Raw genomic sequence first — 12,183 nt, 5'->3', positions numbered from 1 at the left:
ATATGAGAACAGTTTACGGGGATACTTTGATCAAGATTGGAGAAGAAAATCCAAACGTGGTTGTAGTAGGTGCAGACACCACTGATTCACTTAAAACAAAGCCATTTGGTAAAAAGTTTCCAAATAGATTCTTCAATGTGGGAATTGCAGAAGGAAACCTAGTAACTATTGCAGCTGGTCTTGCCAACGAAGGCAAAATTCCTTTTGCCAGTACCTATGCTGCCTTTCTACCTGGTAGATGTGTTGACCAGATAAGAAATGCAATTGCGTATCCTACAAGAAATGGAAAAAATGGACTAAATGTGAAGATGGTTGTTTCTCATGGTGGCTTGAGTGTGGGTGCTGATGGGGGATCTCATCAACAAATTGAAGACATTGCAATAATGAGAGCTATTCCAAACATCAAGGTTCTAATTCCTGCAGACACGATTGCCGTAGAAAAACTCACACGACTAATCTCACAACAATATGGACCATTTTATATGAGACTGACAAGATCAAAATCACCAATCATACATTCACAAGACCAAGAATTCCAACTGGGAAAAGGAATTGTATTGCGTGATGGCGCTGATTGTACCATTGCAGCATGTGGAATAATGGTACAGATGGCGCTTGATGCTGCTGATGCGTTAAAACAGGAAGGAATTTCATGCAGAGTGATAGACATGTTCTCGAATAAAGCCAATTGATTCTGATCTTTTGGAAAAAGCAGCACGTGAGACAGGTGGTATTGTTACATGTGAAGAACACAATATCATGGGAGGTTTTGGTTCTGCTGTATCTGAGGTAATCTCTGAGAGATATCCAGTACACATGAGACGAATAGGTGCCAAGGACCAATTTGGCGAATCTGCACGAGACAGTGAAATTCCACTGTTATTAGAAAAACACGGTATGACATCAATTCATATATCTAATGCTGTTAAAGACATCAGGAGTAAGAAACAATGAAGATATTTCTTGATACTGCAAATCTTGCTTCGATAAAAATGTACAATGACATGGGTCTTGTAGATGGAATAACAACCAACCCATCACTTTTGGCAAAGGAGGGAGGAGATCCACAAAAAACAATGGAAGAGATTGTTCGAACTGTAAAAGGAGATGTAAGCCTAGAGGTAGTCAGTACGGAGACTTTGGGAATGATAGATGAAGGAAGACGTCTTCAAAAATATGGCAAAAATGTTGTTGTAAAATGTCCACTAACTGCAGAAGGCCTCAAGGCATGTAAAATTCTAACATCTGAAGGAATACCTGTTAATGTGACTCTTTGTTTTTCCGTAAATCAAGCCATATTGTCCGCAAAGGCAGGGGCAAAATATGTGAGTCCATTTATCGGAAGATTGGACGATAATGGTCAGGATGGAATTCATTTGATTCGAGAAATTCATGAAGTGTTTCAAAATTACAAATTTAGCACACAGATTCTAGTTGCAAGCGTAAGGCACCCAATGCATGTTGTAGAGGCAGCAAAGATTGGGGCAGATGTAGTAACCTTACCTCCTGATGTATTGGGAAAGATGCTAAAACACCCACTAACTGACATAGGCCTAAAGAATTTCCTTGCAGACTGGGAAAAACTCAAGAAAGAAAATCCAAACATCAGAATTTAGCTAGAACTGAATAGCTAATTGTCAATGCTTTCCAATCCACTGGTATCTGTATTCCTTCATCAAATAGTTCTGATTTGATATCATTGGAGTCTGTCTTGGAATGCGGCTTGGCCTCAAAAAATCCCTAGACTTCCTTTGTATGGGATTGGCACTCTAAGCTCTTTTGGATTTTTCAATAAAAATCCATACTTGTGGTCAAGAAATTCACTACTTGCCAAGTGTTTACTGTAATCAGACTTTAGCTCTTTTGCAGTATTGTATACCTTGACATCATAAAGTTCTGCTCTGCCTATTATTACCCCAGTTCTAAGGCTCTCTTTGTCAATTCCTAGTTTTTTGCAAACCTCTGTTTTTATTACAAGTGGCGCATGCACAAGAAATTCGCCTCTGAATTTGGTGTTCCATGTTCTCAACTCGACAGTTTTCTTGCCCTGAATTATGAGATCTGCGTATGGTTGAGAGACTGACAGACATTTCATGTCAGTCTGTTCCTAGTACATTTAGGACTCGCTTTGGAATCTCATTTAATCTGCTTACAGCAAGAGTACGTTCGTAGCCTAATCTTCTCAAGTTGTTTGCTATTGTGATCGAATATCCTGTATCGGAACCAACACCTATTGCTACCATCTTTATTCCTAGCAGCTTGAAATCTCTCATTATTGATCTGACAGCATCTGGATCTGATGGCTCTCCATCGGTTAGTGTAAGAAAGATGTCAGGTTTTTTTGAACGTATTGTGGGCAGTAAGAGATTGTAAACTTCAGCTAACGGAGTACTGCCGTTGGCCTTTATTTGTGCAAGTCTCTTTGCCGCAGTATTATTCCACTGCAAGTTTTCAGGTTTTATCATCCAACACTGTTACTTGTTTCTGTTCTGTGTTAAACGCATACACTGAAAACTGTACTTTTAAAAAGTCTAAAACTTCGCAAAGAGCAAGCGTTGCTTTTTTGTACTGTATTTCTTGCTCAGCTATGCTAGAAGAGTGATCAAGAAGTATGAATATTCTTGTCTTGATTGCTATCTTCTTGTCTGCGATGAATGGTTTGTGGCCTTCCATGTAGGTCTCCTGGTCAAATTCGTCCCCTGTAACCAAATGTTGTTCTTTCCAGCCTGACTTCCATTCTTTGAATTTAGCTTTTAGATTATTGATCAAATCGGTATCGTAGATTCTAGTTTCATCCACATTTGTTAAAGCAGGAATGCTAATGCCTATGACATCCGTTGTTAGACCCTTATTTTCACTCCTTTTTGCTTCTTCAAGCAAGACCTTGAATTCATCAAATACCTGTTTTCCTTCTGTAATTTTTGTTGGATCTAGTTCTCCAAAGTCACTTTCTCTGTATTTTGAAACCTTGTTCAGTGTTCTCATGAATTCCTGCTCTGTCATGGCAATTCCTGAGGCAATTTTTGGTATGGAGATGGGAATAGTAAGAAGCGGATCAATTTCCAAAGATCTGATAATTTCAGAAGCCTTCTTTTCCATCCAATCAGTTCCATATTTTTTCTCCACTGCTTCTTTTATTGCCTCATTAGCTATTTTTGCCGCTTTCTGAATTTTCTCAAATGCACTCGGAGGCATCTCTCCCTTTATGTCTCCCAACAGGAAATACTGTGTAAATCCCTCGACAAGTCTATTGTGACCATACAATGAATTGAGTAATGGTCTGTACAACCACGCAAATCCGTAATTGAATATTATTTCTTCATCCATCCCCTGCCAATATTCTCTGCCTATGGTCTCTATTCTTCTCGTTTCTAATGTATTTAGTATAAATCCAAATGCGTGATCATTGCTTAGAATTTTAGTTGAATGCCTTATTCTCATTGCTTCATACCAGAGAGCAGTTCTGAACTGTCTGTATTTTTGAAAATCTGTGCCTTGGTATTTGTCCAATGGGAAAATTACAACTTTGTTTTCCCGTCAACTTTGTTTGGACTTCTTTTTGATCCTTGATGTTTAAAGTGATATTTTCCTTTCCAGACCATCGTCGAACTAGAAACGTGCCTATCTCAAGTATTGTGTCATTTCTTAGTTGTAGTGAACGCATCAATTTCCAAACATCGATGTTATGATATCATTTACTTTTTGATATTCTACATTGCCCCACTGTGCATATACATTTGCAAATACAATGTCGGCAGCTTGTCTTGGTTTCATTCCGGAATCAAGTATCTTGCCAAATGCTATGGTTTCACGCAGACTGGGTGAATAATACAATTCTTCAACTGCGGCTGCTTGTCGTAATGTATTTGCAAGCCTGATTCCCTGAGCGAGCTCATTTTCATGGGACCCTTTTACATATTTTTTTACTATTTGTAACTCGACATCTTCTGGAGGATAATCAAGCCTAATCCTTACTGGAAATCTACTGAGCAACTGTGGCGGAAGTTCTTTGGTACCAACATGTGATAGTGGATTTATAGTTGCAATCACAAACCATCCCTTTGCAGCCTCAATTAACTGACCGCTAGATTCTTTGAGTACTAGCTGCCTTCTATCATCCAACGCTTCATCTAATCTAAGCAAAACATCTGCTTCAGCCGAGTTTACCTCATCAAGATAAAGCATGTTGCCTTCTTTCATAGATTTTACCAGTATGCCTTCTTCAAAGCCCACTGTTCCACTCTCTAGCGTTTTTGAACCTATCAGGTGGCTCTCACGAGTTCTTAAACTAAAGTTAATTGATTCAAGCTTCATCTTTTTTCTTGCAGCAAACTCTCTGACAAGCGTAGTTTTACCAGTTGCCCTTTGGGCCTATTATGAGAACAAATAGGCCTGAGGCATATGCTTTATCTAAAATTTCAAAGGAATTATTCCAGTCTATGTACAACTGCTCCGCTAGCATAATTGATAACTGATTTTTCCTTAATTTAAGACTGTCTTAATTTATCCGCACTAGTTCTGGTTTTCAAGTCTTGCATAAGACTCGTCTAGGATCTTATGTAGCGTCTTATGCCATGCATCGTAACCATCTGGTGTCTTTGGAAAATCATGGTAATGCTCTGTCAAAGCCTTGTTTTGTTGTGCAGTAAACCTTAATCCCTCAGCTAATTTTTTGTTCAAAGCTCCTCTTATCATCATTCCAAGCTTTCCTAACTGTTCCAAAGTCAGGATGCTCTCCTTTACTTATGGCCTCAACATCCAGCTTTGACAAAAAGTGTTTCATTCCATAGTTTATCTGTTCATTTGTCAGAGTTTGGAGTAATCTTCGGAAGATCTCAAGTCCTGCAGTTTTGTAGCCGTAATCATTAATGAAATCAATGTTGTATTGCCATAATCCTCGTTCGCTGACGTCTCCTGCTTCGATTGCTTCAACCGCGTTCTTTCCAATTATTGTTGCAGCAACTATTGCAGGACCGATGCCTCCAGCATCTAGTGGTTTTGGCATCCATGCAGAATCGCCTACCAACATGTATCCATTTGCAACCAAGCAATCATTCTGTCTTCTTACTGAGACTTGCCAATTGCCTGTTACATTTACTGAGTCACTTTGGTCATCAGATAATCTGGGATTCTTTATTGCCTTGTTAATCTTGACATAATCGTTTATCAATTTGGTAACATCATCGCTTTTTCCTAACCTTTGATTTCTTTTCAGCAGCTCTTTTTGCTGTACGCCTAATCCTATGTTTACTTTATTTTGACCCTTGGGAAAGACCCAGCCGTATCCTCCAGGAGCAATGTCTTGATCTAAATGTATGATGCAGTAATCTGGGTCAAAATCTATCTTATCATCCACGCCATGCTCGAATTTCATTATGTGTCTTCCCGTGGATTCTAAATCGTCACGGTCAATCTTTTTTTCAATTTTTGAACTTATGGATAGTCCATTTCTTAGCATTGATGTAACGCCTGTGGCATCAATCACTATCTTTGCAGTTTTCTTGAATGGTTCATTAGAGATAAGATTGGTTCCTTCTACTCCTACAACAGCACCGTTTTCATATGTGAGACTTCTTAGTGCCACAGAAAACTGCATGTTGATTCCCATCTTCCTTGAGTCACTAAGCTGACGTTTGGGCAGTTGTTGTCTATTTAGCATGAAACCGTCTCCATCAAAAGGAATTGAAGTTTCTCTATCTGGTGAAAAGGCCATCACTCCTTTAACGGGATGTTCAATCTCTGGATTTCCCCAACTGATCTTTATTCTCTCTGTCATGTAATCGACAGTGTTCTTACCTACTGCATCTCCGCAAATCCAACCGTTTATTGTCTTCTTACCTACGGTTGGTTCTTGATTTCTATCTATAACTAGAATTGATAATTTTTGATTTGAATAGAAAGCGGCTGATTGTGCTGCGATCATTCCAGCCAAACCTCCACCTGCTACTATAATGTCGTAATCAGTTTTCACAGCCAAAAAACGGGATCTACTCTATTTAAAAGAACCGTATCTACACAGATCAGGTTTTTGGGTCGGTTCGTCGCGGCTTCCTCACAGCGTATGCTCAGACTGGAGCGGCAAAATATTTTACCTCATTCCCTTTTGTCTTGGGTCTTCAAATACTATTAAACTATGCTTCAAAGACAGAAAATTTTGTAATTTAGACCTTCAATAATTCAGTATATGTTTTTGTAATGTCGGATTTTTTGTAAATTGGAACTTTTATCCTAATTTTTACTGCATTATTTTGTTGCAAGCTGATGTTCTTTCTTGCGAGTTCGCCTTTCCCTATTCTGAGAAATAAAGAAGAATCTTCAAAGTACATGTCAATGTTATCTAGAATTTCATCTAGCTGTAATTTAGAAACTTTGGAAACCAGCGTCTTTACAAAGCCTTCCGCCCTTTTCTTTGTAAGTATGATTCTAAAAAGCAGGATTGTATTTCCATAGTGGCCTACGATTTTCTCCTGTGCAAACTCTTCTTCTTTTACCTGAAATATGTCAAAAAGGGGCATGAAAATTTTGTTGCTATCTTCAGTAGCGTGAAGTATCACCTCGATACTCACTTCTACTTGGTTTGCCATAGCACTAAGTATCTTGTATGGCGATTAAACTATTTGGCTTGCAACAGGACAGTCTCTGCTTCTGCAGTTCTGATTAGTTTTGCCTTTTCGATTCCTATGTGCCTTACATGAATTACTTTCTTAACTGCTGCCATTATGTCAGAATTTATCTTACCAAAAGCAGTAGCCTGGATAAACTGGTCTATTGTCATCTCTGGTATTGTTTTTGCCATTACGTCCTTTGCAATCAGCCTCAAAGCATGCTTTCTTGAGGTGTTAAGCTTTTTCTGAGTTAAGGCAATAATCTTGACTCTGAAAAGATATCCGTCCTTAGTTCTTACATCTCCGATCAAAGTAATCAAAGAAGAGCCGCGTCGCACAAGGCTTCTGAGAAACTCCTTGGCATACTCATATCGTTTAAAGATTGAAATCGCAGTATCTCCTTCTACTTTGCTTATTTGGAAGTAAAGCTTGAATTGATGTTGAGAAGGATCGCCTTTTACAATGTCAAATAAGGTAACTTCGACAACTCTGCCGACAGCACTTTCATCGTCAGTTATGGGAATATACGCAATTGGTGCGTTGTTGAACGCTAAAGGAGCGATAACTGTAACCCATTTTTTCTCTCTCCACTTGTCTTTGACTCTTGTAGTCTTTTGGCGTGCCAACTAAAACCAACCTTTGAAGCCAAAATATAAGTTATGTCAATACTTTTCGTACTCAAAACAAGATCTAAACTTCTCCTCAAGCCGACGTTAAAGACTTTTTAAAGTAACTTTTTGCGGCTTAAACTATCGTGATATGTGATTTGTACAATATTTTAGATTGTGCTTGTACCGACGTATTTCTGTAAAACCTTTGGTATTGCTATGTGTCCGTCCTTTGTTTGAAAGTTTTCCAGTATTGCAACCATTGTTCTTGTAGTTGCAACAAGAGTGCTGTTTAGCGTATGAAGGTACTGTGGTTGCTCGTTTGTCTTATCGCGGAATCTTATCTTGAGCCTTCTTGCCTGAAACTCAAGACAATTCGAACAAGAGATTATCTCTCTGTAATTGTTCTGACCTGCCATCCATGCCTCTAGATCATATGTTTTTGCAGAAACCTTTCCCATGTCACCACTTGAAAGTAACACGACTCTGTATGGTAACCCAATTTTTTGATAAAATTCCTCTACGATGGCAAGCATTTTTTCATGCTCATTCCAAGATTCCTCAGGCCTTGAAAAAACAAATTGCTCTACTTTTTCAAATTGATGGACTCGAAATATCCCTTTTTGGTCACGGCCATGGGCTCCTGCTTCCTTTCTAAAACACGGGCTAACTCCTGCATATCTGAGAGGCAAACTTTTTCCTTCTATTATCTCGTCTGCATGCATTGAAGCGACTGCATGTTCTGATGTGCCAATTAGGTAAAGATCTTCTCCCTCCACCTTGTAAATCACATCTTCAAAATCATGTGCAATTATTGCCCCCTCCATGGAATTCTTGTTTATCATGTAGGGAGTTTGAATGGGCGTGTAATTTTTTTCAGATAGAAAATCTAGTGCAAACTGGATTAATGATTGGTTTAGCTTGACAAGTTGATTTTTCAGATAGTAAAATCTTGCACCAGATACTTTAGCAGCTCTTTCAAGATCCACTAGATCAAGACTTTGTGTCAAGTCTATGTGGTCTCGTATCTTGAAATCAAACACGGGGATGTTTCCCCATTTTTTTATTTCCTTGTTTGCCGTTTCATCCTTTCCAGTAGGGACTGACTCGTGAATCATGTTAGGTAGCGTTAGGGAAAGTTTCTGGTACGATTCTTCAGCTCTGACCTGAGTCTCTTCTAGTCTCTGCAAATTCTCTGAGACTGAGCGCATTTGTTCGATAAGACTTGACGAATCTTCATTTGCTTTCTTTTTCTTTGAAATCTCTACTGATATCTGATTTCTTGTTTTTCTCAGTTCGTCTGTTTTTATTATCAGTTCTCTTCTTTCTTTGTCTAGTTTTATGAGTTCATCAAGCGAGAAATCCACATTTCTTGCTTTGAGCATATTTCTTATTTTGTCAGGACTATCTCGGATGAGTTTTGGATCTAGCATTAACTGGTCACTCTGAGAATAACTTGAGTTTGTTCAAGAACTTCATCAATAGTAGAGATCAGTGTTCGTATATTTCCTTTACCTTCAAATGTAAGAATTAGCGCTTCTTTGGCATTTTCAATTTTAAAGGACAAATCCTTTGGAAAATCTACATTGTCAGGTTCCAAAGCTTTGCGAATAGCTTCTGCCTTTTTTTCAGAAATGTTATTTAGAAATACTTGCACTTTGCATTCTAGAGACATTTTCTTGCAGGTAATCTAGGAATTCATCTAATTTATCCTTGGTAATTCTGGCACCGGCGGCAGCATTATGCCCGCCACCTACTCCTGAAACTCTTGAAGCACATTCTCTCATGAGTAGCCCTAAATTCACTTCTGATTTGCAGCCTGTTGATTTTCGTGAAGAGAATTTTATGGTGCCCTCCTCGCCATTTGTTCTAAGTATTATTATCTTTCCAGTGTTTTTTTGTGAACCTCCAAGAAGTGAAGATACTGCCCCTGTCATGTTTTCTGGTACTAGGCCCTCGCCATTTACAAGTACGTAAGAACCATTGTCTGTTACCCTCCATCTTTCGCTTGATAGTGTATTCATGTATGTTCTCAAAAATGTCCTGTATTCTACCAAAATGCCCTCTCCTTCTTGCAACATTTTTGTTCTATCTCCCATGCATATTGCAACCCCTACGCCGGCCTTGCGTATTCTGCCACACGAGTTTAACATTGTAGAGAATTCTCTTGCATCACGCAAGAAGCTTCGTCTGTCCTCTCCTACCAGCGTGTATGTGTAACCGACAAGCTCGTCAATAATATCACTAGCATTCTTGCTTGGAATGAATTTTGAAATAGTTTGTAATAGAGTCCTTTTTTCGTCTTCAGTAAGTTCTGATGGCACTCTCCACCTGCCGCCATCTTTGAGTTTTATTCCAGATGAATTTAACAATGAGAGACATGCATCGCGATTCCACGTGAGACCTTCTATGAAAGGCTGTGATGTAAAGGCAAGAGCATCGGGAAGTGGTCTTGTTTCTCTTCCTACAAGAAGTATGTCAAGATCAATCTCAACCTGGTGATTCTTTTTTGCTGTTGCAGCAATTTCGAGGTTGACGCCAGTAAAAGATTTTTTCTCTCCCTGATCCTGTCTGTCTCCTAGTGCAGCTACTACTGCAATCCACGCCAAATCTGTATTTTCTTTGTGTAATGCATTTGAAACTAAATATGCCATACCGCCGGCTGATACGTCCAATCCGCCATCTAGGCCATATTTCCAGGCATTGATGACTCTTTCATTATCCAATTCTTCTTGAGGAATTTGATGATGGTCAACAACCATCCAGTTATCATCAAGTGCACCATCCAATTCTTTTGCAAATCCTCCTCCAAGATCAGTTACGATGTGAAATTGCCTTGAATCGTTTTTGAGTTTATCAATCAAATTTTTGCTAAACTCATTGACTGTTTTAACAGTACATTTTGCTCCAGATCTGATAAGAGATTTTGTTACAATACTTCCAGATGTAATTCCGTCACAATCTAGATGAGTTATTACAGAAATATTTTTGCCAGACCTTATGCAATCAGAAACTTTGTCATGAAAATAGGATAATGCTTGGTCAAGCTTACTCATTACTCAAGTTGAGCAATGACTGCCTTATATTTCCAAGTTTTGGGAATGCGGTCGATCTTCTTGTAATATGAGGACAACCTGTGAACTTTGGCCTCTAACAATTCAAGCGATCTGACATTTCTCTTATCGGACTTGTGAGCCTTTAGATGCTTTTGCAGACCTAATGCCTTTGTAACAAGATTGTTGAGGTCTTCTGGCATGTCTGGCTTGACTCCTCTTTGTTCCAAAATCTGCACTATTGATTTTTTAACAACTTGCTTGGTAAGTGGAATCGCATATTGATCTCGTAACTTTATGCCAATCTCGCTTGTCTTAAGACCCTCTTTTGCATACTTTACTACGAGTTCTTCTATCTCATCTGGAGTCTGCTTTATCCAAGTTGGTGAACTAGGAGTAACAGGTCTGATGGAATGAGATTTTCCGTGTCTATGTGAATGGAGTCGTCCCACGAAGCGCTTGTTTTTTCAGCAAACATAAATGTTACTTGCAGATCGGATGCTCCAGATTGCATAAGAGTTAAATATCAACAGAAGTCATTTTGAGTAGGTGCTATAGAATGAACAAACCAATAATTATTGGAGCTGCACTACTCACTCTCTTCGTAGTCTCATCATTTGCTCCATACGCTGCGGCACAGTACGCAGGTGTGGGAGGCGGTGGTACGGTTACTCCTAGAAGAGCAGCTGAAGCTAGCGCGATCAAGAATAGCTGATGTACAAGCAAATCCACACGCTGGTTCTGGTACGCCATACCTTGACGCTAATGGAGTCATTGGCGCAACAATTATCTCTGGCGCAATATTCGGCGGAATCTTCATTGCTTTCGTCGTAAGAGCAAAGCAAGTGGAAAAAGCAAGAAAACAGCACTAGATCTTCTCTTTTTCTTATTTTATTATTTATTGCAGGGATCTGCCTTGCCAAATCCCACAGAAATGTATATATCGTACATAAATTGTTTTGAATAATATGATGAGCGCGATATTCATGCTCGTAGGCATGCTATCTAACTTTGCAGGTCAAATAGGTCCAAACTATGACCCGCTCTTTTACGACGTCATGACCTACATATTTGCAACGATGATGTTCGCAGTATTCTTACTCGGCGTCATTGCTTTCTGGCTCAGAGCCCACGGATTGGGTCAAAGCGCTGTCCGCGAAAGATGGGTGGCAGAACTCGATAAGCACTTTGAGCGCGAAGGTATTGGTCTGATACCAGACAACGGCAAATACTGGTAGAATTCCTCCTTTTTCCTTCTTTTTAATCAAGCCCAAGGTATCGTAAGATTCTTTGGTGTTTCTAATTTGCTTTAGATGTCGTAAGATTAGTGATTGTTCTGACTAGTAGGGGGGGTAAATGTTGGTGCGCCTTCACTGTTCTTTGTGACAAATTCAGCCTTGTAAGTGGCACCATCTTGTAAAACGGTATTTATGAAATCAGGCGACTCTAGTCCGTTGACATAGATCTTGGACGTTTTGTCATCCGTATCGCGATAATCAAACCCGCTTATCCACAAGAAATGGCCAACCGTAAATGCATATGGCTTGGTCCAGGCAGCATGAATTACTCCATCATCTGATAGAGTGTACATTGACCGTTGGCAGTTTGGTGTAATCCCAATATTGGCAGGTATGTTTTGTTTTACTCCGTCTACGTAGATCTCCATGGTGGCACTTATTTGGTAGGTTATGTCACGGCCGTTTATGCATTGGTAAAGAGGATCATCTGCTTTTACTATTTTTTGTATTACTAAGGTATTGGTTAGTGCTATTCCGATTCCTATGGCCGCCGTAATTGCAAGATATCTGAAGGTTTTTCTTCGTTTTGAAGGATCCCCCATTCCTGGCCAGATCATGAGCTTGTTTTAGGCTGATCGAGTTATATACATTCACATCTTGTATGCGATGCTAAAATAAT

The 12,183-nt window shown here is 39.3% G+C and carries 14 protein-coding genes and 3 pseudogenes; 4 read left to right on the top strand and 13 right to left on the bottom strand.

Annotation, left to right across the window (positions count from 1 at the left end; translation table 11 throughout):
- Window positions 1–2 precede the first annotated feature (2 nt).
- Together DYY67_RS04620 and fsa are read left to right on the top strand one after the other, a co-directional pair.
- Window positions 3–954, top strand: a pseudogene (locus DYY67_RS04620) (transketolase family protein).
- On the top strand, window positions 951–1,616 hold the full coding sequence (gene fsa, locus DYY67_RS04615) for a fructose-6-phosphate aldolase (RefSeq protein WP_166391155.1): 666 nt from the start codon (window positions 951–953) through the stop codon (window positions 1,614–1,616). The pseudogene DYY67_RS04620 and the gene fsa overlap by 4 nt, the downstream one beginning before the upstream one ends.
- Before the next feature lie 113 nt (window positions 1,617–1,729).
- Here the strand turns inward: fsa and DYY67_RS04610 are convergent, their stop codons facing one another.
- The 12 genes and pseudogenes from DYY67_RS04610 to DYY67_RS04565 all read right to left on the bottom strand — a co-directional run bounded on the left by DYY67_RS04610 (window position 1,730) and on the right by DYY67_RS04565 (window position 10,718).
- Window positions 1,730–2,095: an ASCH domain-containing protein gene (locus tag DYY67_RS04610; RefSeq protein WP_255492809.1), complete on the bottom strand. Its 366-nt coding sequence runs from the start codon at window positions 2,093–2,095 to the stop codon at window positions 1,730–1,732.
- 1 nt (window position 2,096) lies between these two features.
- Window positions 2,097–2,465 carry a hypothetical protein gene (locus tag DYY67_RS11550; protein ID WP_320415969.1) on the bottom strand — a complete coding sequence of 123 codons (369 nt, stop codon included), beginning with the start codon at window positions 2,463–2,465 and terminating at the stop codon, window positions 2,097–2,099.
- The gene (locus DYY67_RS11545) at window positions 2,452–3,441 is read right to left on the bottom strand and encodes a vWA domain-containing protein (protein ID WP_320415968.1); all 990 of its coding nucleotides are present in this window, start codon (window positions 3,439–3,441) and stop codon (window positions 2,452–2,454) included. Before DYY67_RS11545 ends, DYY67_RS11550 begins: the two co-directional genes overlap by 14 nt.
- A gap of 4 nt (window positions 3,442–3,445) precedes the next feature.
- Window positions 3,446–3,664, bottom strand: coding sequence for a hypothetical protein (locus tag DYY67_RS11540; protein WP_320415967.1), 219 nt, complete (start codon window positions 3,662–3,664; stop codon window positions 3,446–3,448).
- Window positions 3,664–4,462, bottom strand: a pseudogene (locus DYY67_RS04600) (AAA family ATPase). Before DYY67_RS04600 ends, DYY67_RS11540 begins: the two are co-directional and overlap by 1 nt.
- A 50-nt stretch (window positions 4,463–4,512) precedes the next feature.
- Window positions 4,513–5,923 (bottom strand): annotated as a pseudogene (locus tag DYY67_RS04595) (NAD(P)/FAD-dependent oxidoreductase).
- A gap of 238 nt (window positions 5,924–6,161) precedes the next feature.
- Window positions 6,162–6,584: an RNA-binding domain-containing protein gene (locus DYY67_RS04590; protein WP_166391153.1), complete on the bottom strand. Its 423-nt coding sequence runs from the start codon at window positions 6,582–6,584 to the stop codon at window positions 6,162–6,164.
- Between the two features lie 29 nt (window positions 6,585–6,613).
- A complete protein-coding gene (locus DYY67_RS04585; RefSeq protein WP_166391151.1) occupies window positions 6,614–7,231 on the bottom strand; it encodes a 30S ribosomal protein S3ae in 618 nt (205 codons plus the stop codon).
- Between the two features lie 152 nt (window positions 7,232–7,383).
- The gene (serS, locus tag DYY67_RS04580) at window positions 7,384–8,646 is read right to left on the bottom strand and encodes a serine--tRNA ligase (protein WP_166391149.1); all 1,263 of its coding nucleotides are present in this window, start codon (window positions 8,644–8,646) and stop codon (window positions 7,384–7,386) included.
- Window positions 8,646–8,870, bottom strand: coding sequence for a KEOPS complex subunit Pcc1 (locus DYY67_RS04575; RefSeq protein WP_320415966.1), 225 nt, complete (start codon window positions 8,868–8,870; stop codon window positions 8,646–8,648). The genes serS and DYY67_RS04575 overlap by 1 nt, the downstream gene beginning before the upstream one ends.
- Window positions 8,851–10,269: a DHHA1 domain-containing protein gene (locus DYY67_RS04570; protein WP_166391145.1), complete on the bottom strand. Its 1,419-nt coding sequence runs from the start codon at window positions 10,267–10,269 to the stop codon at window positions 8,851–8,853. Before DYY67_RS04570 ends, DYY67_RS04575 begins: the two co-directional genes overlap by 20 nt.
- Window positions 10,269–10,718: a 30S ribosomal protein S15 gene (locus tag DYY67_RS04565; protein ID WP_166391143.1), complete on the bottom strand. Its 450-nt coding sequence runs from the start codon at window positions 10,716–10,718 to the stop codon at window positions 10,269–10,271. The genes DYY67_RS04570 and DYY67_RS04565 overlap by 1 nt, the downstream gene beginning before the upstream one ends.
- Window positions 10,719–10,825: 107 nt before the next feature.
- Between DYY67_RS04565 and DYY67_RS10740 the strand changes: the two genes are divergently transcribed.
- Window positions 10,826–10,981, top strand: coding sequence for a hypothetical protein (locus DYY67_RS10740; protein WP_255492807.1), 156 nt, complete (start codon window positions 10,826–10,828; stop codon window positions 10,979–10,981).
- A 253-nt stretch (window positions 10,982–11,234) separates the two neighbouring features.
- Window positions 11,235–11,504 carry a hypothetical protein gene (locus tag DYY67_RS04555; protein WP_166391141.1) on the top strand — a complete coding sequence of 90 codons (270 nt, stop codon included), beginning with the start codon at window positions 11,235–11,237 and terminating at the stop codon, window positions 11,502–11,504.
- A gap of 86 nt (window positions 11,505–11,590) precedes the next feature.
- Here the strand turns inward: DYY67_RS04555 and DYY67_RS04550 are convergent, their stop codons facing one another.
- A complete protein-coding gene (locus tag DYY67_RS04550; RefSeq protein ID WP_166391139.1) occupies window positions 11,591–12,121 on the bottom strand; it encodes a hypothetical protein in 531 nt (176 codons plus the stop codon).
- Window positions 12,122–12,183: the final 62 nt, after the last annotated feature.

The organism is Candidatus Nitrosotalea sp. TS (assembly GCF_011319465.1).
Classification (GTDB): Archaea; Thermoproteota; Nitrososphaeria; order Nitrososphaerales; family Nitrosopumilaceae; genus Nitrosotalea.
The sequence above is the reverse complement of the archived record's forward strand: the minus strand, read 5'-3'. Positions and strand labels throughout refer to the sequence as shown.

Bases quoted from the DNA above. Each gene is read 5' to 3' on its own strand.
- fsa (WP_166391155.1), top strand. From the start codon at position 951: ATGAAGATATTTCTTGATACTGCAAATCTTGCTTCGATAAAAATGTAC.
- DYY67_RS04610 (WP_255492809.1), bottom strand. From the start codon at position 2,095: ATGAAATGTCTGTCAGTCTCTCAACCATACGCAGATCTCATAATTCAG.
- DYY67_RS11550 (WP_320415969.1), bottom strand. From the start codon at position 2,465: ATGATAAAACCTGAAAACTTGCAGTGGAATAATACTGCGGCAAAGAGA.
- DYY67_RS11545 (WP_320415968.1), bottom strand. From the start codon at position 3,441: ATGAGAATAAGGCATTCAACTAAAATTCTAAGCAATGATCACGCATTT.
- DYY67_RS11540 (WP_320415967.1), bottom strand. From the start codon at position 3,664: ATGCGTTCACTACAACTAAGAAATGACACAATACTTGAGATAGGCACG.
- DYY67_RS04590 (WP_166391153.1), bottom strand. From the start codon at position 6,584: ATGGCAAACCAAGTAGAAGTGAGTATCGAGGTGATACTTCACGCTACT.
- serS (WP_166391149.1), bottom strand. From the start codon at position 8,646: ATGCTAGATCCAAAACTCATCCGAGATAGTCCTGACAAAATAAGAAAT.
- DYY67_RS04570 (WP_166391145.1), bottom strand. From the start codon at position 10,269: ATGAGTAAGCTTGACCAAGCATTATCCTATTTTCATGACAAAGTTTCT.
- DYY67_RS10740 (WP_255492807.1), top strand. From the start codon at position 10,826: ATGAACAAACCAATAATTATTGGAGCTGCACTACTCACTCTCTTCGTA.
- DYY67_RS04555 (WP_166391141.1), top strand. From the start codon at position 11,235: ATGATGAGCGCGATATTCATGCTCGTAGGCATGCTATCTAACTTTGCA.
- DYY67_RS04550 (WP_166391139.1), bottom strand. From the start codon at position 12,121: ATGATCTGGCCAGGAATGGGGGATCCTTCAAAACGAAGAAAAACCTTC.